The sequence below is a fragment of the Pseudomonas sp. IT-P171 genome (assembly GCF_949767765.1).
GTDB classification, from domain to species: Bacteria; Pseudomonadota; Gammaproteobacteria; order Pseudomonadales; family Pseudomonadaceae; genus Aquipseudomonas; species Aquipseudomonas fluorescens_B.
Genome location: NZ_CATKQN010000014.1, coordinates 22,782 through 49,704 on the forward strand (window position 1 = coordinate 22,782; position 26,923 = coordinate 49,704).

20 protein-coding genes, 3 tRNA genes and 1 riboswitch are annotated in these 26,923 nt (G+C 59.9%); of the genes, 20 read left to right on the top strand and 3 right to left on the bottom strand.

The window, feature by feature from the left end:
• Positions 1-80: 80 nt before the first annotated feature.
• The 5 genes from ACM6I5_RS13515 to argR all read left to right on the top strand — a co-directional run bounded on the left by ACM6I5_RS13515 (position 81) and on the right by argR (position 4,597).
• Positions 81-770 (top strand): ABC transporter permease, encoded by a 690-nt coding sequence (locus ACM6I5_RS13515; RefSeq protein ID WP_017340229.1) that lies wholly within the window; start codon positions 81-83, stop codon positions 768-770.
• Entirely contained in the window at positions 767-1,465 is a 699-nt protein-coding gene (locus tag ACM6I5_RS13520; RefSeq protein ID WP_017340228.1) for an ABC transporter permease, read from the top strand. Before ACM6I5_RS13515 ends, ACM6I5_RS13520 begins: the two co-directional genes overlap by 4 nt.
• Position 1,466: 1 nt before the next feature.
• Positions 1,467-2,579 carry a M14 family metallopeptidase gene (locus ACM6I5_RS13525; RefSeq protein ID WP_017340227.1) on the top strand — a complete coding sequence of 371 codons (1,113 nt, stop codon included), beginning with the start codon at positions 1,467-1,469 and terminating at the stop codon, positions 2,577-2,579.
• A gap of 27 nt (positions 2,580-2,606) precedes the next feature.
• A complete protein-coding gene (locus ACM6I5_RS13530; RefSeq protein ID WP_008154324.1) occupies positions 2,607-3,371 on the top strand; it encodes an ABC transporter ATP-binding protein in 765 nt (254 codons plus the stop codon).
• 245 nt (positions 3,372-3,616) lie between these two features.
• Positions 3,617-4,597, top strand: coding sequence for a transcriptional regulator ArgR (argR, locus tag ACM6I5_RS13535; protein WP_017340226.1), 981 nt, complete (start codon positions 3,617-3,619; stop codon positions 4,595-4,597).
• 8 nt (positions 4,598-4,605) lie between these two features.
• On the opposite strand, the gene ACM6I5_RS13540 is transcribed toward argR, so the two are convergent.
• A complete protein-coding gene (locus ACM6I5_RS13540; protein ID WP_414884061.1) occupies positions 4,606-9,321 on the bottom strand; it encodes a dermonecrotic toxin domain-containing protein in 4,716 nt (1,571 codons plus the stop codon).
• 287 nt (positions 9,322-9,608) lie between these two features.
• Here ACM6I5_RS13540 and ACM6I5_RS13545 point away from each other — a divergent pair, with 287 nt between their 5' ends.
• From ACM6I5_RS13545 to astE, 7 genes are all read left to right on the top strand, one after another.
• Positions 9,609-10,829, top strand: a complete 1,221-nt coding sequence (locus tag ACM6I5_RS13545) for an aspartate aminotransferase family protein (protein ID WP_017340224.1) — start codon at positions 9,609-9,611, stop codon at positions 10,827-10,829.
• Positions 10,830-11,058: 229 nt separating this feature from the next.
• Positions 11,059-12,078 carry an arginine/ornithine succinyltransferase subunit alpha gene (gene aruF / locus ACM6I5_RS13550; protein WP_017340223.1) on the top strand — a complete coding sequence of 340 codons (1,020 nt, stop codon included), beginning with the start codon at positions 11,059-11,061 and terminating at the stop codon, positions 12,076-12,078.
• A 59-nt stretch (positions 12,079-12,137) separates the two neighbouring features.
• Positions 12,138-13,163, top strand: coding sequence for an arginine N-succinyltransferase (astA, locus tag ACM6I5_RS13555; protein WP_017340222.1), 1,026 nt, complete (start codon positions 12,138-12,140; stop codon positions 13,161-13,163).
• On the top strand, positions 13,160-14,629 hold the full coding sequence (gene astD / locus ACM6I5_RS13560; protein ID WP_414884068.1) for a succinylglutamate-semialdehyde dehydrogenase: 1,470 nt from the start codon (positions 13,160-13,162) through the stop codon (positions 14,627-14,629). Before astA ends, astD begins: the two co-directional genes overlap by 4 nt.
• A gap of 161 nt (positions 14,630-14,790) precedes the next feature.
• On the top strand, positions 14,791-16,137 hold the full coding sequence (gene astB, locus ACM6I5_RS13565; protein ID WP_017340220.1) for an N-succinylarginine dihydrolase: 1,347 nt from the start codon (positions 14,791-14,793) through the stop codon (positions 16,135-16,137).
• A gap of 20 nt (positions 16,138-16,157) precedes the next feature.
• On the top strand, positions 16,158-16,445 hold the full coding sequence (locus ACM6I5_RS13570) for a hypothetical protein (protein ID WP_010457234.1): 288 nt from the start codon (positions 16,158-16,160) through the stop codon (positions 16,443-16,445).
• A gap of 12 nt (positions 16,446-16,457) precedes the next feature.
• Positions 16,458-17,468: a succinylglutamate desuccinylase gene (gene astE / locus ACM6I5_RS13575; protein WP_414879070.1), complete on the top strand. Its 1,011-nt coding sequence runs from the start codon at positions 16,458-16,460 to the stop codon at positions 17,466-17,468.
• 121 nt (positions 17,469-17,589) lie between these two features.
• Here the strand turns inward: astE and ACM6I5_RS13580 are convergent, their stop codons facing one another.
• Complete coding sequence (locus ACM6I5_RS13580; RefSeq protein WP_017340218.1) at positions 17,590-18,099, bottom strand: 6,7-dimethyl-8-ribityllumazine synthase; 510 nt, start codon at positions 18,097-18,099, stop codon at positions 17,590-17,592.
• A gap of 102 nt (positions 18,100-18,201) precedes the next feature.
• Positions 18,202-18,372: riboswitch (FMN riboswitch) on the bottom strand.
• Between the two features lie 197 nt (positions 18,373-18,569).
• Here ACM6I5_RS13580 and ltaE point away from each other — a divergent pair.
• From ltaE to ACM6I5_RS13615, 7 genes are all read left to right on the top strand, one after another.
• Positions 18,570-19,574, top strand: a complete 1,005-nt coding sequence (ltaE, locus tag ACM6I5_RS13585) for a low-specificity L-threonine aldolase (protein WP_414884062.1) — start codon at positions 18,570-18,572, stop codon at positions 19,572-19,574.
• 146 nt (positions 19,575-19,720) lie between these two features.
• Positions 19,721-22,345: an alanine--tRNA ligase gene (gene alaS / locus ACM6I5_RS13590; RefSeq protein ID WP_017340216.1), complete on the top strand. Its 2,625-nt coding sequence runs from the start codon at positions 19,721-19,723 to the stop codon at positions 22,343-22,345.
• Between the two features lie 91 nt (positions 22,346-22,436).
• Entirely contained in the window at positions 22,437-23,678 is a 1,242-nt protein-coding gene (locus ACM6I5_RS13595; RefSeq protein ID WP_031319071.1) for an aspartate kinase, read from the top strand.
• Positions 23,679-23,864: 186 nt separating this feature from the next.
• Positions 23,865-24,053 (top strand): carbon storage regulator CsrA, encoded by a 189-nt coding sequence (csrA, locus tag ACM6I5_RS13600; RefSeq protein ID WP_002554426.1) that lies wholly within the window; start codon positions 23,865-23,867, stop codon positions 24,051-24,053.
• A gap of 62 nt (positions 24,054-24,115) precedes the next feature.
• Positions 24,116-24,206, top strand: a tRNA-Ser gene (locus ACM6I5_RS13605).
• A 107-nt stretch (positions 24,207-24,313) separates the two neighbouring features.
• A tRNA-Arg gene (locus tag ACM6I5_RS13610) sits at positions 24,314-24,390 on the top strand.
• Positions 24,391-24,462: 72 nt separating this feature from the next.
• Positions 24,463-24,539 (top strand) — tRNA-Arg (locus tag ACM6I5_RS13615).
• A 19-nt stretch (positions 24,540-24,558) separates the two neighbouring features.
• Here the strand turns inward: ACM6I5_RS13615 and ACM6I5_RS13620 are convergent.
• Positions 24,559-25,077 carry a hypothetical protein gene (locus ACM6I5_RS13620; RefSeq protein WP_017340214.1) on the bottom strand — a complete coding sequence of 173 codons (519 nt, stop codon included), beginning with the start codon at positions 25,075-25,077 and terminating at the stop codon, positions 24,559-24,561.
• Between the two features lie 320 nt (positions 25,078-25,397).
• On the opposite strand from ACM6I5_RS13620, the gene mgtE reads away from it, so the two are divergent.
• Positions 25,398-26,840: a magnesium transporter gene (gene mgtE, locus ACM6I5_RS13625; RefSeq protein WP_017340213.1), complete on the top strand. Its 1,443-nt coding sequence runs from the start codon at positions 25,398-25,400 to the stop codon at positions 26,838-26,840.
• Positions 26,841-26,923: the final 83 nt, after the last annotated feature.

Sequence of the window (26,923 nt, forward strand, 5' to 3'; positions counted from 1 at the left end):
GACAAGTCCGAAATGGCGCAAGCAGCAGGATCTCTGAGGTTTGCGCCATTTTTTCATCCCAACTTTCGAGGACCTGAATCATGTTGAAAGGCTACGGGGCTGTCATCCTCGATGGCGCATGGCTGACGCTTCAGCTCGCCTTGTCGTCCATGGCCCTGGCCATCCTTCTGGGGCTGATCGGCGTTGCGCTGCGTCTTTCCCCGGTGCGCTGGCTGGCCTGGCTGGGCGATCTGTATTCCACGGTCATCCGCGGGATTCCCGACCTGGTGCTGATCCTGCTGATTTTCTACGGTGGTCAGGACCTGCTCAATCGCGTCGCGCCGATGCTCGGCTATGACGATTACATCGACCTGAACCCGTTGGCCGCCGGTATCGGCACCCTGGGCTTCATCTTCGGTGCGTACCTGTCGGAAACCTTCCGTGGCGCGTTCATGGCGATCCCGAAGGGGCAGGCAGAAGCTGGCATGGCGTACGGCATGAGCAGTTTTCAGGTGTTCTTCCGGGTGTTGGTGCCGCAGATGATTCGTCTGGCGATTCCGGGCTTCACCAACAACTGGCTGGTGTTGACCAAGGCCACCGCGCTGATTTCGGTGGTGGGACTGCAAGACATGATGTTCAAGGCCAAGCAGGCGGCAGATGCCACCCGCGAGCCTTTCACCTTCTTCCTCGCAGTGGCGGCGATGTACCTGGTGATCACCAGTGTCTCGTTGCTGGCATTGCGTCACCTTGAGAAGCGCTACTCGGTAGGCGTAAGGGCGGCTGATCTATGATCTTCGACTACAACGTCATTTGGGAGGCCTTGCCGCTGTACTTCGGCGGCCTGGTGACCACCCTCAAATTGCTCGCGCTGTCGCTGTTTTTCGGTCTGCTGGCGGCCTTGCCGCTGGGCCTGATGCGCGTCTCGAAGAACGCAGCCGTCAACATGACGGCCTGGCTCTTCACCTACGTGATCCGCGGCACGCCGATGCTGGTGCAGCTGTTTTTGATCTACTACGGGCTGGCGCAATTCGAAGCGGTACGTGAAAGCTTCCTGTGGCCGTGGCTGTCCAGCGCGACGTTCTGTGCGTGCCTGGCCTTCGCGATCAACACCAGTGCCTACACCGCTGAAATCATCGCCGGCAGCCTGCGCGCTACGCCGAACGGTGAAATCGAAGCGGCCAAGGCCATGGGCATGTCGCGCTTCAAGATGTACAAACGCATCCTGCTGCCGTCGGCCCTGCGCCGTGCGCTGCCGCAGTACAGCAACGAAGTGATCATGATGCTGCAGACCACCAGTCTGGCCTCCATCGTGACCCTGATCGACATCACTGGTGCCGCGCGCACGGTCAACGCTCAGTTCTACCTGCCGTTCGAGGCTTACATCACCGCTGGCGTGTTCTACCTGTGCCTGACGTTCATTCTGGTGAAGCTGTTCAAACTGGCCGAGCGCCGCTGGCTGGGCTATCTGGCCCCGCGGAAGCACTGATATGGAACGCATCGATCATCCATTGCCGTGGAGCCACCTCGGAAGCGAACGCCAGATTTCGGTGTTCCGCTTCGGCAGCGGCGAGCGCAAGGCTTACATCCAGGCCAGCCTGCACGCCGATGAACTGCCGGGCATGCGCACCGCCTGGGAGCTGAAAAAGCGCCTGACCGAACTCGAAGCTAAGGGCTTGCTCAACGGCGTGATCGAGCTGGTGCCGGTGGCCAATCCACTGGGCCTCGGTCAGCTGCTGCAAGGCAATCATCAAGGACGTTTCGAAGCGGGCAGCGGCAAGAATTTCAACCGCGATTTCGTCGAGCTGAGCGCGCCGGTGGCCGCCGAGCTGGAAGGGCATCTGGGCGACGATCCGCACGCCAATATCCGCTTGATCCGTCAGGCCATGAGCGATCATCTGGCCGCATTGCCTGAGGCGAGCAGCCAGTTGCAAGGCATGCAGCGCGTGCTGCTCAGCCACGCCTGCACCGCCGACGTCGTGCTGGATCTGCATTGCGACGCCGAAGCTGCGCTGCATATGTACGCCTTGCCGCAACACTGGCCGCAATGGCGTTCGCTCGCCGCGCACCTGAATGTGAAAGTGGGCCTGCTGGCGGAAGATTCCGGCGGCAGTTCCTTCGACGAAGCCTGCTCGTTGCCGTGGCTGCGTCTGTCGCGTCAGTTCCCGGACGCGCAGATTCCGCTGGCCTGTCTGGCGACCACCATTGAACTGGGTGGTCAGGCCGACACCGGTCGCGCTGATGCCGAGGCTTACGCCGAAGGCATTCTGGCGTTCCTCGCCGAGCAAGGCTTGATCAGCGGCGAATGGCCGAAACCGGCGCAAGAAGCTTGCGAAGGCATGCCGTTCGAAGGCACCGAATTGCTGTTCGCGCCGCATCCGGGCGTGATCAGTTTCTTGCGTAAACCCGGTGAGTGGATCGAAGCCGGCGACGAGATTTTCGAAGTGATCGATCCGTTATCGGATCGGGTCAGCACGGTGTGTGCTGGTACGTCCGGGGTGCTGTTTGCCATTGAACGGCTGCGTTATGCCCAACCCGGTTTCTGGCTGGCCAAGGTGGCGGGGCGCGAAGCGCTGCGTCACGGGCGCTTGCTCAACGACTGACTGACTGTTTTTGTGAGAACCGACCGCATGTACAAACTTGAAGTCCAAGACCTGCATAAACGCTATGGCAGTCACGAAGTGCTCAAGGGCGTGTCCCTGAAAGCGGCGGCTGGTGATGTGATCAGCATCATCGGCTCCAGTGGCTCCGGCAAAAGTACTTTCCTGCGCTGCATCAACCTGCTGGAGCAGCCGCACGCGGGCAAAATTCTGCTCAACAACGAAGAGCTGAAACTGGTGGCCAACAAGGACGGCGCGCTGAAGGCCGCCGACCCGAAACAGCTGCAACGCATGCGTTCGCGCCTGTCGATGGTGTTCCAGCATTTCAACCTGTGGTCGCACATGACCGCGCTGGAAAACATCATGGAAGCGCCGGTCCACGTGCTCGGCATGTCCAAGGCCGAAGCCCGCGAGAAAGCCGAGCACTACCTGAACAAGGTCGGCGTGGCGCATCGTAAGGATGCCTACCCGGGCCACATGTCGGGCGGCGAGCAACAGCGCGTGGCGATTGCCCGTGCCCTGGCGATGGAACCCGAGGTGATGCTGTTCGACGAACCGACCTCGGCCCTCGACCCGGAACTGGTCGGCGACGTGCTGAAGGTCATGCAGGCCCTGGCGCTGGAAGGCCGGACCATGGTGGTGGTCACGCACGAAATGGGCTTCGCCCGTGAAGTGTCGAACCAACTGGTGTTCCTGCACAAAGGTGTCGTCGAAGAAAGCGGCAACCCGCGTGAGGTGCTGGTCAATCCACAGTCCGAACGCTTGCAACAATTCCTCTCGGGCAGCCTGAAGTAAACCGAACTCCCGTTGCGCACCGGGATAGTGCATGCTTCGCAACCTGAAGGCCGGCTCCGATCCCTGAGGGAGCTGGCCTGCCAGCGATAGCGGTGGGACAGTTTACATATCTGGCACCGACACGCCGCCATCGCTGGCAGGCCAGCTCCCACAGTTTGATCTGTGCTGGTTTTGAGATATGCGTTCATTTACGGGCTAGCATTGGCCCATGCCTTCATCACTGTTTTCGTTTCGGATTGCCCGCCATGACTGCCCATCGAATTGGTTTCCTGATTTGGCCCAGCACTAAAGCACTGACGCTTGCGCTGGCTGAGGAGGCCTTGCGTGTTGCCCAGCGTGTGCATCCGGACGTGGTCTACGAATTGTCGTTCTTGCAGGCCGAACCGCCGACCGAGGGCGCCTGGCAATTGCCGGGTGAACCCTGGGCCGGCAAGCTCGAACATTTCCAGAAGCTGTTCCTGCTCGCCGATGAGCCGCCGACCGCACTTGCGCCGGCGCTCAGCAGTTCGCTGAAACAATTGGTGCGTGCCGGTTGTGTGATTGGCGGTCTGTCGGCCGGTGTCTACCCATTGGCCCAACTCGGTTTGCTCGACGGTTATCGCGCTGCCGTGCACTGGCGCTGGCAGGACGATTTCGCCGAGCGTTTCCCGAAAGTCATCGCCACCAGTCATCTGTTCGACTGGGATCGCGATCGCCTGACCGCGTGCGGCGGTCTGTCGGTTCTCGATCTGTTGCTGGCCGTGCTGGCCCGTGATCACGGCGCCGAACTCGCTGGCGCCGTGTCGGAGGAGCTGGTGGTCGAGCGCATTCGCGAAGGCGGCGAGCGCCAACGCATTCCGCTGCAGAACCGCCTCGGTTCCAGCCACCCGAAGCTCACCCAAGCGGTGTTGCTGATGGAAGCCAACATCGAAGAACCGCTGACCACCGACGAAATCGCCCAGCATGTGTGCGTGTCCCGTCGGCAGCTGGAGCGCATCTTCAAGCAATACCTCAACCGGGTGCCGAGCCAGTACTACCTGGAACTGCGTTTGAACAAGGCCCGGCAGATGTTGATGCAAACCAGCAAGTCGATCATTCAGATCGGCCTGTCGTGTGGCTTCTCTTCGGGGCCGCATTTCTCCAGTGCCTACCGCAACTTCTTCGGCGCCACGCCGCGGGAAGATCGCAACCAGCGGCGCAGCAGCAGTCCGTTCGAGTTGTCGTCGGTGCCATCGGAACGAGGCTGACGGCGGCCTTACTCGTCGACTTCGGACCCCTCCGTGGATGAAACCTGAATCTCACCTCGATTGATCACTTCTTCCACACCGAAATCCGTGCCTGTGCTCTGGTAGTAGTCGATCAGCCGTAACACGCTTTCCTCGGAAAAAGGATTGCCTCGAAGACTGATGTTCTCTGCCACTTCCACGGGCACTTCCATGATGTCGCTCGGGATGTCGGTGATGGCGTTATCGCTCAGGTCGGCCCAATCCAGTTCCTCCAGCTGCAGCAGGCCTCGGGGCAATTCGGTGATGCCGGTCTCGGCAAGGAGGACGGTGGAGAGCTCCTTCATTTGACTCAGATCGGGTGCTCGACCCAAAGGGTTGAGGCTCAGGTCCAGATAGTCCAGCTGCTCCATTCCCGCCAATGCGTTTGCCGATTCCGCTGACAAAGTGATGCGGCAGTCAGACAGTGACAGTGACCGCAGTCGACCCATCTTGAACACGGCCTCGGGAAGGGTGCCGAGGTCACACTCACGCAGTCTCAGGCTTTTGAGATTGGGGAAGGCGTCGAGAAAGTGGCCGATCCGGGTCACGCCATCGACACTTTGCAGTTCCAGCGTCGAGACATGGCTGAAGTCGGCGCTGAGGGTGGGCAGCTCTCCCGTTATCCGGGAACTGATGATCAGATCAAACGTGGGCTCGAGCGCTTCATTGAAGTCGTCCAGTTCGCTCTGATGCCGCCAGCATTGCTGCAGCGTTTGCATGAATTCATTGCGGTTGGCGTGCTCGACAGACACCTGGAGTTCGTTGAACGGTTCGCCCGTGCGTGGGTGAAGCGGCGGCAGGTCGGTGGTCCATGCCGCCAGGTCGCTGCTCAATTGAGCGAGCTCTGTTTCCAGCCTGGTCAGTTCTACTCGGCCATCCTCCAGGGTTCCCGGCAATTCGTAGACGAAATCGCTGGCCTGCTCGATCTCCATGTTCGGGTATAGCGCCCTGACACGCACGATATCTGCCTCGGGGGCATAGACACCCAGATCGTATGAGGTTTCGAGGTAATGCAGCTTGATGAGATGTCGATCGCTGTCGACGAGCGGATTGTCCGCGAGGTGGATGCCACGCTTGTCGTAGACCTTGCTGTCGAACAACCCGGCAGGCAGCTCGGTGATTCGGTTGTCGATCAGCATGAGCGTGTCGAGCCCGTGGTGCGTGATGGCGCTGGCGGGGAATTCAGTCAGACCTGTTTCGCTCAGGTCCAGGTGCACCAGTTCCGGCATGAACTCGATGCTGGGTGTCGTGGTGAATGGGTTCCGGAACAGGTCCAGCATCACCAGTTTATTCAATGACGTCAGCCTTGTCCAGGTGGCGGCGTCGAACGTGATTGCACAGTCGTTGAGCAGCAACGCATCGAGGTTGGCCATCCGTGGAATCGCCTCGGGCAGGGTGGTCATCGAAAACCGGCGCAAATCGAGGCGACGAAGGTCATTGAAACGTTGCAGAAACCCGTGAATGCCTTGCTCTGCACGACTGCCTTCAAGGGCCAGCAGGGAAACGTGGCTGAAGTCCGCCGTCAGAACCGGCAGGTCACCCAGAATCGGTTCCGCGAACCGCAGTATGTATCGGTCACTGCTGTCCGCAGCGCCCAGGTCCCGGTCTGACTGCCTGCGCCAGCCGCGCTGGATTTCATGGGCCAGCAACCGTCGGTTGTGCTGCTGGGCCTGTTGTTCCAACTCGCTCAATGGAAGCCTGGTTTCGGGGTGGACGGTGGGCGCTTCGTTTATCCAGCGGCCCAGATCCTCGTGCAGCCGTTCCATTTCATTGCGCAGGCGCGAAAGCTCCACGCGAGCACCATCGGGGTGGCGTTGCAAGCGGGCAACGATGGCGCTGATTTCATCCTGGGGCAGGCCTGGATACACCTCGCGAACCCTGTCATTGAGTGTCGGTGTCGGGCGACCGATGCGTTGGTAACCCGCCGTTCCTCCGGGCAGGCGCATGGTCGTCGGGTCATAGAAGGGTTTTCGGTTGGGGTGCTTGGCCAGAAGCGCGCGCAACTCCGGTTTGTGCTGTGCTTGCCGGACAATGCGTTGTTTGAGTATCGGCCCGTCGTCGACAGAAAGGCCCATCGCGTTGCGCTCCGTTTCAGGCAATGCCTGAAGGATGGCCTGATAAAAGTCGCCCGGCAGTTCAGTGTTGTCATGGACCTTGTAAGTGCCGTCCTCGGCGTACACCAATGTCCTGAGGAGGGGCGCGTCGGGTTCGCCGATGCTGTCGCGCAACGTCCCTTCATGGGAAAACTCCCTGACCTCGATGCGCAGGCGAGCGGGCCAGCCGGGCAGTGACTCAAGCGTGTGCAGGGCCAGACGATGGGTATCCGCCGTTTCCATGCCCTCCAGATAAAACCCCTCGTAGGCTCTGGCGACACGCACCGCGTCCAGGGCTTTCAGTGCTACATCCTTGAGCCGTTGCGGCAAGCGCCCGCTGTGCATTTGTTTCAGCTCGGTGCCGGTTGCGTTGCTCACCAGTTCTTGGGCGATATCCGTGGGCAGTCCGCGCACTTCGCCTTGCAGCAGTTGAACATGGCGGTCGTCGGTTTTTTCGAGTTCGCGGTAGCGAGACTGGAACAACGATGAGCGCTGATTCAACGCCTGATAGCGATCGGGATGTTCGCTGCCGGTCTGCTCGACCAGTGCCTGAATGTCGCGGTCGATGTTGAGGCGCTTGATCGTGTCGGTCAGAAGCGAAGGCGGGCGCTGATTCTCGACATGCATCTCGCGCAACACGTTGTCGTGAAAACCGCTGATCTGCAGGATTTGCTCGCGCTCGGCAGTGTTGAACGACTCGACGCTCTGGCCAAGTCGGCGCAGTACGGTTTCCCGGTCCCACGTCAGCGGTCGCTCCAGCAGGGTCTGCCAGGCGCCATGATGGTTGTGGCGCAGAGCGGGCTGATAGGCATCGGCCCGGTTCGGATGTTGAATCTGAAAGCGGCCAGTCTTGCTGTCCAGCTTGACCGAGTAGAGCTTGTCTTCAACGCGAGCCAGGGTTTTGCCCTCGTGTTGATATAAACCGAGATGATCGCGTGGGGCAGGGTCCGGCAAATCAACAGACTGTTCGTAAGGGGTCAGGTCCTGTTTCCAGTATCGGGTTTTGCCTGGGGCTGTTTCGACCGGTTTGAGCGGGGAAATCAGCGTCACCGCCTCGCGAGACATGAGGCCGTTGAACGCATTGGCTGCCATGGCGCCGCCCACCACGAACGTGCCGAGTTCCACCACCGTCTCAACGATCGTCATCAAGTGCCCGAACGCTTCGGTTTTCAGGCCTTCGGCCCAGGCAATGATGCCTTCGAAGGCGTCGTCGAGCACTTGGTAGGCCATGTAGCCCAGCATTATCTCGCCCAGAAACGGCACAAAAGGCAGGGCAGCGAACGACGCCACTTCAAGGATCTTTTTGGCGATATTGCTGAAGGCGTCCCATGCCGCCCACCGTGCCGCTCGGTCGGCACTGGCGGTAGAGACCGCAAGCGTGCGCCCGTCATTGAGGATCTTGTTCAGTTGCTGCTGGTAGAGGTGTGTCCCCAGGTCGTGACTGATCTGACTGACCGAGAACTGCAGGTTGGGCGTGTCGATGGGGGTATCGCGCCAGCTCGGCAGCGGATCACCGCGCTGGTGTTCATGCCAGGTGACCGCGCTGAGACGGCTGTTGAGGTCGGCGAAAAAGTGTCCTCGTTCCTGATGATCGATGAACCGGCTGAAGAACGCCTGATAAGCCGGAGCGCGCAGTTTGCGGGTCAGCTCGGTCATGAACGCCAGGGTGTCGGGGTACTGTTTGAGCGGATGTTCCGGGTCGTCGGGGATGTAGGCGATGATCCGCGAGCGCTGGGCGGTGAGCTCAAGCCTCGGTGCGAAAATGACGATGCCCGTCAGCAATGAAGACATGATTTTCAGGTCGTGGCAGTGCAGTCGCCAGTTGTCCAGCCCCACGTTTTCCCGGCCCTCGAGAATGTCGAGAATCGACTGACAGGCGTCCTGCGGCAGGTCGGCCCGGAGCTGGGCCAGTTGCAGGGCTGAAAGCAGGGCGGCTTTGTGTGTCTTGATCACGCTCGACTTCAACACGGCAGCCGCCACCGGGTTGGTAAATCCCAGGTTTTCCTTGAGGTATGTCTCGTATCGAGCGCCGATATCCAGCTCTCTGCATAACCGGGTGAAGTGCTGAATGGAGAGTTGGCGCTTGATCGCCGGTAACGTCTCGAATTGCCCCGTGGGCGAGGGTTCGGTGATGAACGTCGAGGCTGATTCGTAGGCCTCGGTTTCGGTTTCCGACTCCTGAAAGTTGTGCAGGGCGGCGTCGAGCAGCGATACCGTCCAGGTGCGCGCTGCACCGGTCTTGATCGGGAACCATGGAATGGTCTGCGGGATGTACAGGCGCAGGAAGGTCGTCTTGACGTCCAGTTCCAGTCCGTACCGGGTTCTCAATGCGTCTTGCAGAAGCGGTTCGGCAAAGTCCCGGGCGTTCTGCAATTTATCCAGCATGGATTCCAGGTGGTTGCGCTGGGTCAGGTAGTGCGTGTTGGCTGCTTTCAGTGCCTCATGCTGTTGGCGGGTTGCTGTGGTGTGCCAGCCAGGAATATCCAGCGGTGCGCTCTTGAGCGCGCGCCGGGTGGCGGGCGATGCTGTTATTACCCAATCGGGCAGATTGTGGAATACATGCTGAAAATGCGTGTCTGGCTGAGCCGTGAGCTCGGGGTGATGCTGGGTCATTGCGCTAATCCCTTAGCGTTTGGATGGACGCGCAGCAAAACAGACGATGAAGCATGGCGTGCGGTACATAATTACCGCACCGCTTCACAAGCCTGCCTATAACCTGTGCCGCCGGTTTAAACTGCGCCTTTGCGACGCTATATGTCGCATTGCCGTAAACCCGGCTAAAACCGGGGTTTGCGCTATAAGAAGTTGTCGCTTGGCGGCAAGGCCGGGCTGAAAACTGTCCTTACAATCCCCCCATCGCTCGCCAGTTTCAGGCGAGTGTTCCTTTTCAGGAGACTCCGATGTCCGTTGAGCACGCTGCGGTAGAACGCGCCGATTTCGACCAGGTAATGGTTCCCAACTATGCGCCTGCCGCCTTCATTCCTGTGCGTGGCGCCGGTTCCCGCGTGTGGGACCAGTCTGGCCGCGAGCTGATCGACTTCGCTGGCGGGATTGCCGTTAACGTATTGGGCCATGCGCACCCGGCGCTGGTCAGTGCCTTGACCGAACAGGCGAACAAGCTGTGGCACGTGTCCAACGTGTTCACCAATGAGCCGGCCCTGCGCCTGGCGCATAAGCTGATCAACGCGACCTTTGCCGAGCGTGCGTTCTTCTGCAACTCCGGCGCCGAAGCCAACGAGGCCGCGTTCAAGCTGGCCCGTCGTGTCGGTTTCGACCGGTTCGGCAGCGAGAAGTACGAAATCATCGCCGCGCTCAACAGCTTCCACGGCCGCACCCTGTTCACCGTGAACGTCGGTGGTCAGTCGAAGTACTCCGACGGTTTCGGTCCGAAAATCACCGGCATCACCCACGTGCCGTACAACGATCTGGCCGCGCTGAAAGCCGCCATTTCCGACAAGACCTGCGCCGTGGTCCTGGAGCCGATCCAGGGCGAGAGCGGTGTCATCCCGGCCGAACTCGAATACCTGCAAGGCGCCCGTGACCTCTGCACCGCACACAACGCGCTGCTGATCTTCGACGAAGTGCAGACCGGCATGGGCCGCACCGGCAAGTTGTTCGCCTACCAGCAATACGGCGTGATCCCGGACATCCTGACCAGCGCCAAGAGCCTGGGCGGCGGTTTCCCTATCGCAGCCATGCTGACCACCGAAGACCTGGCCAAACATCTGGTCGTCGGCACCCACGGCACCACCTACGGCGGCAACCCGCTGGCGTGCGCCGTGGCCGAAGCGGTGATTGACGTGATCAACACCCCTGAAGTGCTGGCCGGCGTCAACGCCAAGCACAACAAGTTCAAGGCGCGCCTGGAACAGATCGGCGAGAAATACGGCCTGTTCACCAAGGTCCGCGGCATGGGCCTGTTGATCGGTTGTGTGCTGAGCGATGCCTGGAAAGGCAAGGCCAAGGACATCTTCAACGCTGCCGAGCGCGAAGGCCTGATGGTCCTGCAAGCCGGCCCGGACGTGGTGCGTTTCGCGCCAAGCCTGGTGGTAGAAGATGCTGACATCGATGAAGGCCTGGACCGTTTCGAGCGCGCTGCGGCGAAACTGACGCAAGCCTGATAGACCCTTCGACGCCTGACATTTTCAGGCGTCGAACCAAATTTTTGTTTCGGGCTGGATCAAACGTGTGGGAGCTAGCCTGCTAGCGATGAGGGCCTGATAGCCAACATCATTGTTGCCTGACAGGACGATATCGCCAGCAGGCTAGCTCCCACAGTTGACTCTGAGTTGTTTCAGGGGCAGCCCGGGATTTTTTCTTCTGTAAGTTCTGAGATTAAGGAGTGACACCATGCTGGTGATGCGCCCCGCGCAAATGGCTGATCTGGGCGAGGTACAGCGTCTGGCTGCGGACAGCCCGATTGGTGTCACTTCCTTGCCGGATGACGTTGAACGCCTGAGCGACAAGATCGCCGCGAGCGAAGCTTCGTTCTCCGCCGAAGTCAGCTTCAACGGTGAAGAGAGCTATTTCTTCGTCCTCGAAGACTCCGTCACCGGCAAGCTGGTGGGCTGTTCGGCCATCGTGGCGTCGGCCGGTTATTCGGAGCCGTTCTACAGTTTCCGCAATGAAACCTTCGTGCACGCTTCCCGCGAGCTGAAGATTCATAACAAGATCCACGTGCTCTCCCAGTGCCACGACCTGACCGGCAACAGTTTGCTGACCAGTTTCTACGTGCAGCGCGAGTTGGTGGGTTCGCCGTGGGCCGAGCTCAACTCCCGTGGTCGCTTGCTGTTCGTGGCCAGCCATCCGGAGCGCTTTGCCGATTCCGTGGTGACCGAGATCGTCGGTTACAGCGACGAAAATGGCGACTCACCGTTCTGGGATGCCATCGGCCGTAACTTCTTCGACCTCAACTACGCTGAAGCCGAGCGTCTGTGCGGTCTGAAGAGCCGCACCTTCCTCGCCGAGCTGATGCCGCATTACCCGATCTACGTGCCGTTGCTGCCGGACTCCGCGCAAGAAGCGATGGGCCAGGTGCATCCCCGGGCGCAGATCACTTTCGACATCCTGATGCGCGAAGGCTTCGAGACCGATCACTACATCGACATTTTCGACGGCGGCCCGACCCTGCATGCACGTGTCTCGGGGATCCGTTCGATCGCCCAGAGCCGTGTGGTCCCGGTGAAAATCGGTGAGCCGGTCAAAGGCGCCGGTCGTCAATATCTGGTGGCCAATGCCCAGTTGCAGGATTACCGCGCCGTGTTGCTCGAGCTCGATTACGCGCCGGGCAAACCGGTGACCCTGGACCTGGAAGCAGCCGAAGCCCTGGGCGTCGGTGAAGGTGCCAGCGTGCGCCTTGTAGCGGTTTGATTGCCTAGAAAGCAGCGAAGTTTCGCGGGTGGCGTTGGCGGCCCGTTTGAGGAGATAGCATGATCGTTCGTCCCGTACGCAGCAGCGATTTACCCGCTCTGATCGACCTGGCCCGCAGCACCGGCACCGGCCTGACCACCTTGCCGGCCAACGAAGAGCGTCTGGCCCATCGGGTCGGCTGGGCCGAGAAGACCTTCCGCGGCGAAGCCGGGCGCGGCGATGCGGACTACCTGTTCGTGCTCGAAGATGACAACGGTCGTGTGGTGGGGATTTCCGCCATTGCCGGCGCCGTCGGTCTGCGTGAGCCCTGGTACAACTTCCGGGTGGGCCTGACGGTCAGCGCGTCCCAAGAGCTGAACATCTATCGCGAGATCCCGACGCTGTTCCTGGCCAACGACCTGACCGGCAACTCCGAACTGTGCTCGTTGTTCCTGCACGCCGACTACCGCACGGGCCTCAACGGTCGCATGCTGGCCAAGGCGCGGATGCTGTTCATCGCCGAGTTCCCGCAGCTGTTCGGCAACAAGATCATCGCCGAGATGCGCGGCGTGTCCGACGAAGCCGGGCGTTCGCCGTTCTGGGAAAGCCTGGGCCGACACTTCTTCAAGATGGAATTCAGCCAGGCCGATTACCTGACCGGCGTGGGCAACAAGGCGTTCATCGCCGAACTGATGCCGAAGTTCCCGCTGTACACCTGCTTCCTCTCGCCGGATGCGCGCAACGTGATCGGTCAGGTTCACCCCGACACCGAGCCGGCGCTGTCGATGCTCAAGAGCGAAGGTTTCAGCTACCAGGGCTACGTCGACATCTTCGACGCCGGCCCGGCGGTGGAATGCGAAACCGGCAAGATCCGCGCGGTGCGCGACAGTCAGGCGCTGGTGTTGGCCATTGGCACGCCGGGTGACGACGCCACGCCGTTCCTGATTCACAACCGCAAGCGCGAGGACTGCCGGATCACTGCCGCGCCAGCACGCTTCGCCGCCGGCACGCTGGTCGTCGATCCGCTGACCGCCAAACGTCTTCAACTCAACGCCGGCGATCAGGTTCGCGCCGTTCCGTTGTCTGCTGCTCGGGAGTCGAAATAATGAATTCGCTATACATCGCAGGTGAATGGTTGGCCGGTCAGGGCGAAGCCTTCCAGTCGCTGAACCCGGTGACCCAGCAAGTGCTGTGGGCCGGCGAGGGCGCTACCGCTGCTCAGGTTGAGTCCGCCGTGCAAGCCGCGCGTCAGGCGTTTCCGGGTTGGGCCCGTCGTACCCTGGATGAACGCATCGCCGTGCTGGAGGCTTTTGCCGCCGCGCTGAAAAACAACGCTGACGAACTGGCGCGCTGCATCGGTGAAGAAACCGGTAAACCGCTGTGGGAATCGGCGACTGAAGTGACCAGCATGGTCAACAAGATCGCGATCTCGGTGCAGAGCTACCGTGAACGCACCGGCGAGAAGAGCGGCCCGCTGGGCGACGCCACCGCCGTGTTGCGCCACAAGCCGCATGGCGTGGTCGCGGTGTTCGGTCCTTACAACTTCCCCGGTCACTTGCCCAACGGTCACATCGTACCGGCGCTGCTGGCCGGTAACAGTGTGCTGTTCAAGCCAAGTGAACTGACCCCGAAAGTCGCCGAATTGACGGTCAAGTGCTGGATCGAAGCCGGCCTGCCGGCAGGCGTGTTGAACCTGCTGCAAGGCGCGCGCGAAACCGGTATCGCCCTGGCGGCGAATCCGGGCATCGATGGCTTGTTCTTCACCGGTTCGAGCCGCACCGGCAATCACCTGCACCAGCAGTTCGCCGGTCGTCCGGACAAGATTCTGGCATTGGAGATGGGCGGTAATAACCCGCTGGTGGTCGATGAGGTCGCTGATCTCGATGCTGCCGTTTACACCATCATCCAGTCGGCGTTCATCTCCGCCGGTCAGCGTTGCACCTGTGCGCGCCGCTTGCTGGTGCCGCAGGGCGCCTGGGGCGACACACTGCTGGCGCGCCTGGTGGCGGTCAGCTCGACCATTGAGGTCGGTGCCTTCGATCAGCAACCGGCGCCGTTCATGGGCTCGGTGATTTCTCTCGGTGCGGCGAAAGCGCTGATGGATGCCCAAGAGCATCTGCTGGCCAATGGCGCCGTGGCGCTGCTGGAAATGACTCAGCCTCAGGCGCAAGCCGCGTTGTTGACCCCTGGCATTCTGGATGTATCGGCCGTGGCCGATCGTCCTGACGAAGAGCTGTTCGGCCCGCTGCTGCAAGTGATCCGCTACGCTGATTTTGAAGCGGCGATCGCTGAAGCCAACGACACCGAATACGGTCTGGCCGCCGGTCTGCTGTCGGATTCCGAAGCGCGTTATCAGCAGTTCTGGCTGGAAAGCCGTGCCGGCATCGTCAACTGGAACAAACAGCTGACCGGTGCTGCGAGCAGCGCTCCGTTCGGCGGCATCGGCGCCTCGGGCAACCATCGCGCCAGCGCCTATTACGCGGCAGATTACTGCGCGTACCCGGTGGCTTCGCTCGAAACGCCGAGTCTGGTGTTGCCTGCGGCCCTGACGCCCGGCGTGAAGATGGCGTGATGCCCATCGCCAGCAGGCTGGCTCCCACAGTGATTGGGTCGTACACCAAATGTGTGGACACCCCCGAACCTGTGGGAGCCAGCCTGCTGGCGATGGCTGCGCCTGGGTCTTAAATTTAGTTACTGAAGCCTATAACAACAGATTCTCGTGGAGCCTCGCTGATGAAATCCTATGAAGTCAATTTCGACGGTCTAGTGGGGCCGACCCATAACTACGGCGGCCTGTCCTACGGCAACGTAGCGTCCCAGAGCAACAGCCAGCAGTCTTCGAACCCGAAGGAAGCCGCGCTGCAAGGCCTGGCGAAAATGAAAGCGCTGATGGAAATGGGCTTTCAGCAAGGCGTGCTGGCGCCACAAGAGCGTCCTGACGTGGCCGCCCTGCGTCGCCTGGGCTTCAGCGGCACCGACGCGCAAGTGATCGAGCGAGCTGCCAAAGACGCAATGCCGTTGCTGGTCGCCAGTTGCTCGGCCTCGAGCATGTGGGTGGCCAACGCCGCCACCGTCAGCCCAAGCGCTGATACCGCTGACGGTCGCGTGCATTTCACCGCCGCCAACCTCAACTGCAAATACCACCGCAGCATCGAACACCCGACCACCAGCCGCGTGCTGGGCGCGATGTTCGCGGACCAGAAACACTTCGCTCACCACGCCGCGTTGCCGGCCGTGGCGCAGTTCGGTGATGAAGGCGCGGCCAACCACACCCGTTTCTGCCGTGAATACGGTGAAGCCGGCGTCGAGTTCTTTGTGTTCGGTCGCAGTGCGTTCGATACCCGCTATCCAGCGCCGCAGAAGTACCCGGCGCGCCAGACGCTCGAAGCGTCGCAAGCGGTTGCCCGTCTGCACGGCTTGAGCGACGACGGCGTGGTCTACGGGCAGCAGAACCCTTTGGTGATCGATCAGGGCGTGTTCCACAACGACGTGATCGCGGTGGGTAACGGCGAAGTGCTGTTCTATCACGAGGATGCGTTCCTCGACACCGACCAGATGCTGGCCGAGCTGCAAGGCAAACTGGCCAAGGTCGGCGGGAATTTCCAGTCGATCTGCGTTCCGCGTTCTGCGGTCACCGTGGAAGACGCGGTGCGTTCCTACCTGTTCAACAGCCAGCTGCTGTCGCGTCCTGATGGCTCGATGCTGTTGATCGTGCCGGAAGAGTGCCGTGGCAACGAGCGCGTCTGGCAGTACCTGCAAGGCCTGACCAGCTCTGGCGGCCTGATCCGCGAAGTCAAAGTTTTTGATTTGAAGCAAAGCATGCAGAACGGCGGTGGCCCCGCGTGCCTGCGCCTGCGCGTCGCATTGAATGAAACCGAACTGGCGGCCGTCAACCCAGGGGTTATCATGACGGCACCGTTGTACGGCACGTTGACCGAATGGGTCGACAAGCACTACCGCGACCGCATGACCGAAAACGATCTCGCGGACCCGCAATTGCTGCTTGAGTGCCGGACGGCACTGGATGAACTGACGCAAATCCTTAAACTGGGCGCGGTTTATCCATTCCAGATCAATTGAAAGCCGAGAGCGTAAAACACATGAGCGATACCCTGCAGCTGATCCTTGAAGACACCGACGGCACGCAACTGGAAACTTCCTGCACCCGCGTCGCGGTCCTGTGGCAAGGCAAAGAGCTGTGGATTCAGCAAGATGGCCGCGGCCAACTGCTGATCGGCGTGGACGTCGAAGAAGGTGACGCTGAATACGCCAACCTGCTGCTGCGCCCATTGGCGACTAATCTGGTAAGTCTGCAACTGGAAATGGAACCGGCTGAAGTCGGTGACGAAGACCACGTGCACGGCCCGGATTGCGCACACGACCACTAAGGAAACCGCTCTATGCTCGCCCTCGGCAAACTGCTTGAACTGACCCTCGCCGGCCGCGAACCGGCGGAGAAGACTCAACTGACTGTCGAAGGCGTGCGGATGCGCTGGTTGAGCGAAGGTGCGCTGGAAGTCCGGCCACCTGAAGCTCGGGACAACGGCCTGGACCTGCTGCTGTCAGCCGGGATCCATGGCAACGAAACAGCGCCGATCGAGTTGCTTGATCGCCTGCTGCATGACATCGCCCGCGGCGACTTGAAGCCGCGTGCACGCATTCTGTTCCTGTTCGGCAACCCGGACGCGATTCGCAGAGGCGAGCGTTTTATCGAGCAGGACGTCAACCGGCTGTTCAACGGCCGTCACGAACAAACCAGTGGCTCCGAGGCTTTGCGCGCCTGTGAACTCGAGCGGCTGGCGGCCAGTTTCTTCAGCCTGCCGGATCGTGAGCGACTGCACTACGACCTGCACACGGCGATTCGTGGCTCGAAAATCGAGCAGTTCGCCCTGTATCCATGGAAAGAAGGCCGCCAGCATTCCCGTCAGGAGCTGGCACGCCTGCGCGCCGCCGGTATGGAGGCGGTGCTGCTGCAAAACAAGCCGTCCATCGTTTTCAGTTCCTACACCTACGACAAGCTCGGCGCCGAATCTTTCACCCTGGAGTTGGGCAAGGCGCGGCCGTTCGGGCAGAACGATGGCGTCAACGTCTCATTGCTGGAAACCCGCCTCAAACAGATCATCGAAGGCTCCGAGCCGGAACCGAACGATGCGGCGCTGGATGGGTTGCAGTTATTCAGTGTGGCGCGGGAAATCATCAAGCACAGCGACAGCTTCCGCTTGAACCTGCCAGCGGATATTGAAAACTTTTCGGAACTGGAAGTGGGCTATCTGCTGGCCGAAGACATCGCCCAGACCCGCTGGATCATCGAGGAAGAGGGCGCCCGGATCATCTTCCCGAACCCCAAGGTGAAAAATGGCCTGCGCGCCGGCATCCTGATCGTGCCGACTACCGACGAAAACCTCGCCTGAATTCACCGCAGAACCAATGTGGGAACTAGCCTGCTAGCGATTGCAGTGTGTCAGTCACTCTGGTTGTCGACTGATACACCACTATCGCCAGCAGGCTGGCTCCCACAGTTGTGTCCGGTGTTTAGACCGCTACTGCGCGGTGTTCACTGCGACGCAAGGCTCGCATCTTCTGCAGCGTATCCGCACACGTCTTCGCCGCTTCCTGACCCTTGTGCACAAAGTGATCGAAGAAGAACTTCTGGTGTTCTTCACCGGCGTGGAAGTGATGCGGGGTCAACACCACCGAGAACACCGGCACTTCAGTTTCCAGCTGAACCTGCATCAGCCCGCTGATGACCGACTGGGCGACGAATTCGTGACGGTAGATCCCGCCATCGACCACCAGGCCAGCGGCAACAATGCCGGCATAGCGACCAGATTTGGCCAGCAGTTTGGCGTGCAAAGGAATTTCAAAGGCGCCGCCGACTTCGAAGAAATCGATCTCCGACTCCTGATAACCCTGGGCAATCATTTCGGCGACGAAGCCCTTACGGCTCTGGTCGACGATTTCCTTGTGCCAGCAGGCCTGGATGAACGCAACGCGCTCGCCCTGATGGTTTTTGCTTTTGCTGTCGATTGCGGTGGGTTGCATGTTCTGACTCCTGTTTATGTAAAAAACAGGGCATATGAATCGAATGGGATTTAAGGGTACGCACGCTCGCACGAATGCCGGCGGACGGCCCTTTGGCGCCAATCCCGTTCTCTCTTCATCCGGACTATGACCGTCGGCCCCGGGATCACACCGGGTCTGCTGACCTTGTCGCCAGTCACCGCCAAAGCCGTGCTGTCGCCAAGCGCTCGCGGGCTATGCGCATTGCGCGCAATTACCGCCGGTGGGGAGTTGCACCCCGCCCTGAGAACGTTTTGCCGTCAGATTGTCTGGCGGCGCAGCGTTTTTAACACATATTTCGCCCCTGTGCATTGCGGCTATCTGATGATTGTTATCGACTTTTTCACTCGCTTGAGCGGCCTTTTCCTCGCCCAAGGGTTGATTATTCGTCGTCAAGGCCGCAGTAATTCCCCCCTGAACGGGATTTTCCCCTGCTTACCGAGGCCAGATTCATGAGCGTTATCGATCTTCGCAGCGACACCGTCACCCAGCCGACTCCAGGGATGCTCGACGCGATGGCCAGGGCGGCCACCGGTGACGACGTCTACGGCGAAGATCCGACGGTCAATCGACTGGAAGCCGAGCTTGCCGATCGGTTGGGTTTTGCCGCGGCGCTGTTCGTGCCGACGGGCACCATGAGCAACTTGCTGGGCTTGATGGCGCACTGTGAGCGCGGGGACGAATACATCGTCGGCCAACAGGCTCACACCTATAAGTATGAAGGGGGCGGTGCGGCAGTGCTCGGTTCGATCCAGCCTCAGCCGCTGGAAGTGCAGGCCGATGGCTCGCTGGATCTGGAACAGGTCGCCGCAGCGATCAAGCCGGACGACTTCCATTTCGCTCGTACCCGCTTGCTGGCGCTGGAAAACACCATGCAGGGCAAGGTCTTGCCGCTGGAGTATCTGGCCCGGGCTCGCAGCTTCACCTGTGAACACGGTCTGGCCCTGCACCTGGACGGCGCCCGGCTGTACAACGCAGCGGTGAAACTGGGCGTTGATGCCCGCGAGATCACCCGGCATTTCGATTCAGTGTCGGTCTGCTTGTCCAAAGGCCTGGGCGCGCCGATCGGCTCGGTGTTGTGCGGCTCGGTCGAGTTGATCGGCAAGGCGCGCCGCCTGCGCAAGATGGTCGGCGGCGGGATGCGTCAAGCGGGTCTTCTGGCCGCGGCGGGTTTGTACGCGCTGGATAACAATGTCCAGCGTCTGGCCGACGACCATGCCAACGCGCAATTCCTGGCGGACGGACTTCGTGACGCCGGTTACAACGTCGAACCCGTGCAGACCAACATGGTTTACGTGCAAATGGGCGACAAGGCCGAAGCGATCAAGGCCTTTGCCGCTGAGCGCGGGATCAAGCTCAGCGCCGCCAGTCGTCTTAGAATGGTCACGCACATGGACGTCAGCCGTGCGCAAATCGAGCAAGTCATCGCGACATTCGTCGAGTTTTCGCGCAACTGACCGCGTTAGCCGTCCAATTGACCGTTTCTATCGTATAAACACGCTGTACCCCGCGCGCAGGGCCGATATAATGCGGCCCTTTGCCGTCGCTTCGTCTGTTGACGTTTCGCACAGGCCTTTGGCCGCAGCCTCCGTGGAAGAACCTAATGAAAAGCGCAGAAATCCGTGAAGCCTTCCTTCGCTTCTTCGAAGAGCAAGGCCACACCCGTGTAGCCTCCAGCTCTTTGATTCCGGGCAACGACCCAACCCTGCTGTTCACTAACGCGGGGATGAACCAGTTCAAGGACTGCTTCCTGGGCCAGGAAAAGCGCGCGTACACCCGCGCCGTCTCCAGCCAGAAATGCGTGCGCGCCGGCGGCAAGCACAACGACCTGGAAAACGTCGGTTATACCGCCCGTCACCACACCTTCTTCGAAATGCTGGGTAACTTCAGTTTCGGTGATTACTTCAAGCGCGATGCGATCACCTACGCCTGGAACTTCCTGACCTCCGACAAGTGGCTGAACCTGCCGAAAGAAAAGCTCTGGGTCACCGTCTACGCCAGCGATGACGAGGCCTACGACATCTGGACCAAGGAAATCGGTGTTCCCGCCGAGCGCATGGTTCGCATCGGCGACAACAAAGGCGCGCCATACGCGTCCGACAACTTCTGGACCATGGGCGATACCGGCCCGTGCGGCCCTTGCACTGAGATTTTCTACGATCACGGCGCCGACATCTGGGGTGGCCCGCCGGGCTCGCCGGAAGAGGACGGCGACCGCTACATCGAAATCTGGAACAACGTGTTCATGCAGTTCAACCGCACCGCCGATGGCGTGTTGCACCCGCTGCCAGCACCGTCGGTCGACACCGGCATGGGCCTGGAACGGATCAGTGCCGTGCTGCAGCACGTTCACTCGAACTATGAAATCGACCTGTTCCAGAGCCTGCTGAACGCATCGGCCAAGGCCATCGGTTGCACCAACGACGCACAGGCTTCCCTGAAAGTCGTGGCCGACCACATTCGTTCCTGCGGTTTCCTGATTGCCGACGGCGTGTTGCCGTCCAACGAAGGCCGCGGCTACGTGCTGCGCCGGATCATCCGTCGCGCCTGCCGTCACGGCAACAAGCTGGGCGCCAAGGGCAGCTTCTTCTACCAGATCGTTGCGGCCCTGGTCGCCGAAATGGGCGAAGCGTTCCCTGAGCTGAAATCCCAGCAGGCTCACATCGAGCGCGTGCTGAAAGCCGAAGAAGAGCAATTCTCCAAGACCCTGGAGCATGGCCTGAAAATCCTCGAGCAGGATCTGGCCGAACTCAAAGGCGACGTGGTGCCGGGCGACGTGGTGTTCAAACTCTACGACACCTACGGTTTCCCGATGGACCTGACCGGCGACATCGCTCGCGAGCGCAGCCTGACCATCGACGAAGAAGGCTTCGAGCGCGAAATGGAAGCCCAGCGCGTCCGTGCGCGTTCCGCCAGCTCGTTCGGCATGGACTACAACAGCCTGGTCAAGGTTGACGTGGCCACCGAATTCACCGGTTACAAAGCCACCAGCGGTTCGGCGAAAGTCGTTGCTCTCTATAAAGACGGGCAGTCGGTCGACGTTCTGAGCGAAGGCGAAGAGGGCGTGGTCGTTCTCGATCAGACCCCTTTCTACGCGGAATCCGGTGGTCAGATCGGCGATTGCGGTTACCTGCAATCGAGCAACGGCCGTTTCGACGTGCGCGACACCACCAAAACCGGCGGCGCGTTCCTGCACCACGGCGTACTGGCCTCGGGCAGCCTGTTGATTGGTGCTCCGGTTGAAACCCACGTTGAAGCGGACGTGCGTCACGCCACATCGCTGAACCACTCGGCAACGCACTTGCTGCACGCCGCTTTGCGTAAAGTGCTGGGCGATCACGTTCAGCAGAAAGGCTCGTTGGTCGACAGTCAGCGCCTGCGCTTCGACTTCAGCCATTTCGAAGCCATCAAGCCTGAGCAATTGAAGGCCCTGGAAGACATCGTCAACGCCGAGATTCGCAAGAACTCCGCCGTTGAAACCGAAGAAACCGACATCGAAACCGCCAAGAAGAAAGGCGCCATGGCGCTGTTCGGCGAGAAATACGGCGACAACGTGCGCGTGCTGAGCATGGGCGGCGATTTCTCCGTTGAGCTGTGTGGCGGCATCCACGCCAACCGTACCGGCGACATCGGCCTGCTGAAAATCATCAGCGAAGGCGGCGTGGCTTCTGGCGTGCGTCGTATCGAAGCGGTCACCGGCGCAGCAGCGCTGGCATACTTGAACGCTGCCGAAGAACAACTCAAGGAAGCGGCCAACCTGGTCAAGGGCAGCCGCGACAACCTGATCGACAAGCTGTCGGCTGTGCTGGAGCGCAACCGTCTGCTGGAGAAGCAACTCGAGCAGTTGCAGGCCAAGGCTGCCAGCGCGGCGGGCGACGATCTGTCGGCCTCTGCCCTGGACGTCAAGGGTGTGAAAGTGCTGGCCGTGCGTCTGGACGGTCAGGATGCCAAGGCGCTGCTGGCGCTGGTCGATCAACTGAAAAACAAACTCGGCCGCGCAGTGATCCTGCTCGGCAGTGTCCATGAGGAAAAGGTCGTTCTGGTTGCAGGCGTAACCAAAGACCTGACTGGCCAACTCAAAGCCGGTGATTTGATGAAGCAAGCCGCTGCGGCAGTGGGCGGGAAGGGCGGTGGTCGTCCAGACATGGCGCAGGGCGGTGGTACTGACGCTGGCGCACTGGATGCTGCATTGGCCCTGACCGTTCCATTTGTAGAGCAGGGTCTATAAGGCAGCGTCTCCGGCCCGCAGTCTAGTGGTGGGCCGGAACGCTGTTTGAGTGATTATTTGGGCGCCCTTCATGGGCAGAGGCGGCTTTGAAATGGCTTTGATCGTACAGAAATTTGGAGGCACCTCGGTCGGCACTGTCGAGAGAATCGAGCAGGTCGCCGACAAGGTTAAGAAATTCCGCGATGCCGGCGATGACCTGGTGGTTGTGCTGTCTGCAATGAGCGGCGAAACCAACCGTCTGATCGATCTGGCCAAGCAAATCAGTGGCGACGGCCAGCCGGTTCCGCGTGAGCTGGACGTGATCGTTTCCACCGGTGAGCAGGTGACGATTGCCCTGTTGGCCATGGCGCTGATCAAGCGCGGTGTGCCAGCGGTGTCCTACACCGGCAACCAGGTGCGGATTCTGACGGACAGCGCACACAATAAAGCGCGTATCTTGCAGATTGATGACCAGAAGATTCGCGGTGATCTGAAAGCAGGTCGCGTGGTGGTTGTCGCCGGTTTCCAGGGCGTCGACGAGCACGGCAACATCACCACCCTCGGTCGTGGCGGTTCCGACACCACCGGCGTGGCGCTGGCAGCGGCCTTGAAGGCTGACGAATGCCAGATCTACACCGATGTCGACGGCGTCTACACCACCGACCCGCGTGTGGTGTCCGTGGCTCAGCGCCTGGACAAGATCACCTTCGAAGAGATGCTGGAAATGGCCAGTCTCGGTTCCAAGGTGTTGCAGATCCGTGCGGTCGAGTTCGCCGGCAAGTACAACGTTCCGCTGCGCGTACTGCACAGCTTCAAGGAGGGTCCGGGCACCCTCATTACTATTGATGAAGAGGAAACCATGGAACAGCCGATCATTTCCGGCATCGCTTTCAACCGCGATGAAGCCAAGCTGACCATCCGTGGCGTGCCAGACACCCCGGGCGTTGCATTCAAGATTCTCGGCCCGATCAGCGCCGCGAACATCGAAGTCGACATGATCGTGCAGAACGTTGCGCACGATAACACCACCGACTTCACCTTCACCGTGCACCGCAATGACTTCCAGGCCGCGCAAACCGTGCTGGAAAACACCGCTCGCGAGATCGGTGCCCGTGAAGTGGTTGGCGACATCAAGATCGCCAAGGTCTCGATCGTCGGTGTCGGCATGCGCTCCCACGCAGGCGTGGCCAGCCGCATGTTCGAATCCCTGGCGAAAGAAAGCATCAACATCCAGATGATCTCGACCTCGGAAATCAAAGTCTCCGTGGTGATCGAAGAGAAGTACCTGGAACTGGCTGTGCGCGCTCTGCACACGGCTTTCGAACTGGACGCGCCGGCCCGTCAGGGCGAGTGATGCGTTTGCTGAAGGGCGCGGTCTGACCGCGCCCTTTTGTTTTTTGAATGGTGCGGCTCGAAACTGTTCTTTTGTCCGCGCTAGTCAATACTCAGGCATGTAGGGCTGCGACCGCTCAGGTTGTAGGTCGAGTGCCTTTTTTTTGCAGACTGTTGTCCCTGAAATGAAATGCGTGAGGAGAAAGGTATGCTGATTCTGACTCGTCGGTGCGCAGAAAGCCTGATTATTGGTGATGGCGAAATCACCGTGACCGTGCTCGGCGTTAAAGGAAATCAAGTGCGTATCGGTGTCAACGCCCCGAAAGAGGTTGCGGTCCACCGTGAGGAAATTTACCTGCGTATAAAGAAAGAGAAGGACGAAGAACCAAGCCATTAATTTTTATCGTTTTTTATGTTTGCAAACGGGGAAGAAGCTGGTTAATATACGCCCCGTGTTGCGGAGAGCTGGCCGAGTGGCCGAAGGCGCTCCCCTGCTAAGGGAGTACACCTCAAAAGGGTGTCGGGGGTTCGAATCCCCCGTTCTCCGCCATTATTTGCGTAGTACGTTGTAATCTGGCTTCTTCGGTAAGTTGTTGAAATTACTAGAAAAAGCGCTTTACAAAAAGATTCAACGGCCTATAATGCGCGGCAACAAATGCACTCGTAGCTCAGCTGGATAGAGTACTCGGCTACGAACCGAGCGGTCACAGGTTCGAATCCTGTCGAGTGCACCATTTAAGAGTTGTTTGCAGTAATGTGAGCTACTCTGCTTCAACCAGTTGTGATCTGGTCTAAAAACACAAATTGCACTCGTAGCTCAGCTGGATAGAGTACTCGGCTACGAACCGAGCGGTCACAGGTTCGAATCCTGTCGAGTGCACCAAACACCAAAAAGCCCGCGTTTAACGCGGGCTTTTTGCCGTCCGGGATTTGGCTTTTCCCTTGGTGCATCCTTTCTCATCGAACTCGACCTGAGCACTGCGGCCCCGCTTGGTGTCGTAACGGTAGCTTGTGGTCGAATTGCGAACCGTGATCTTGTCAGGTTTGCCGAGTGCGCTTTCGACATCCTGCTGGCTCATGCCGGCAACCACCCGTTGATTGATGATCGCTTCCCGTCGCTCCCGTGCGTTAATCACGTTCCCGCATTTATCCTCGGTCTGGCCGACGACCGTCGGCTCCCTCCTTTTGATTTTCATACCTGATGTTTCGCGCGTGTCCGCTTCCGGCATAAGGGCCACCGTGCTGCCAGGAGTAAAGGTGCGCACATCCTGGAGCGAAAGGCTGTCATCCGTCGCACAGCCCAATGTGGTGAAGGTAATGCGGCCATTGGCTGCTTCACATCGGTGAACGGTTACAGCAAATGCCTCGAGCGGCAGGCAGAGCAGGGCGGTCAGCAAAAAATACTGTGTACTCAATAGCATCAAACGTCCTCCATGACGGTCTGACTCAAGGGTAGCCGCTACATTTTTCAGTGGTGGTGTGTTTTCTTTTCGGAATGAGTCGTCGCATTTTCATGGATCAGGATGGCGCTCAGGTTTGTCTCGCAAGCGCTTGTTTCAGCCGAGATTTTTTAACGTTTAAAACCGTCGGGCGGTGTATCATTGCGCCCGTCAGCCCCGCCGGGGCTTGTGGAATACCTCCATGGACTTACCCAGTAGTAACTCAGTAAACCGTTTTTCCAATCATGAATTGACTGATTGATCCTTCCGGCGTGCCCCGCTGCTGGGAGTGGAGTTCGCCTATGTCCGAAGTTGAAGTAAAGAAAACGCAAGAAAGCCTGCAGGACCGCCTCGCTCAAGTCGTTGAGCTGTTGCAGCGTCAGCGGGTGGTCGAAGACCTGACTCATCGCCAGGAAGGCCCGCATCATGACCGGGTCGAGAACCTGGTCCACCGGCAAAACCTCGTCGAGCTGCAACGCAAGCTCGATGACCTGCACTCCGCCGACGTCGCCTACATCCTTGAAGCCTTGCCGCTGGACGACCGTCTGACGCTCTGGCAATTGGTCAAGGCTGACCGCGACGGCGACATCCTGCTCGAAGTTTCCGACTCGGTGCGTGAAACCCTGATCGCCGACATGGACGATCACGAACTCCTGGCTGCCGCCAGGGACATGGATGCCGACGAACTCGCTGACCTGGCCTCCGAGCTGCCGCGAGACGTCGTCCACGAGCTGATGGAAACCCTCGATGGTCAGCAGCGTGAGCGCGTTCGCTCCGCGTTGTCCTATGACGAGGAGCAGGTCGGTGCGCTGATGGACTTCGAGATGGTGACGATCCGTGAGGATGTCAGTCTCGAAGTGGTCTTGCGCTACCTGCGCCGCCTCAAAGAGCTGCCAGGCCACACTGACAAACTGTTTGTGGTCGATTACGACGGCGTGCTCAAGGGCGTGTTGCCAATCAAGCGTCTGTTGGTCAACGACCCGGAAAAACAGGTTTCGGAAGTCATGGCCAGTGATCCGGTGAGTTTTCACCCGGACGAAGATGCCTACGATGCCGCACAGGCGTTCGAACGTTACGACTTGATCTCGGCGCCCGTTGTCGACAAGAACGGCAAGCTGATCGGCCGTCTGACCATCGATGAAATGGTCGACCTGATTCGTGAAGAGAGCGAAAACGAAGTTCTCAACATGGCGGGTCTGCGCGAAGAAGAAGATATTTTCGCGTCGGTCTGGAAATCCCTGCGTAACCGCTGGGCCTGGCTGGCGGTGAACCTGATCACCGCGTTCATTGCCTCCCGCGTGATCGGTTTGTTCGAAGGCTCGATCGAGAAGCTGGTGGCGCTGGCGGCATTGATGCCGATCGTGGCGGGCATCGGTGGTAACTCGGGTAACCAGACCATCACCATGATCGTTCGCGCCATGGCGCTGGACCAGGTGAGCACCGGCAACACGTCACGCCTGATGCGCAAAGAGTTGGCCGTCGGCCTGATCAATGGCCTGGTGTGGGGCGGGGTGATCGGTGTTGTCGCCTACATGCTGTATGGCAGCTGGTCGCTTGGTGTGGTGATGACCGCCGCCATGACGCTTAACCTGTTGCTGGCGGCGTTGATGGGAGTGTTGATCCCCATGACCCTTGCGAAGATGGGGCGCGATCCGGCGATGGGCGCCAGCGTGATGATCACCGCCATGACCGACAGTGGCGGCTTCTTCATCTTCCTGGGGCTGGCGACCATCTTCCTGCTCTGATTTCCAGACGTAAAAAAACCCGCCATCGGCGGGTTTTTTTTGCCTGAATTTCAGGCAAAAAAAAGCCAGCAATCAGCTGGCTT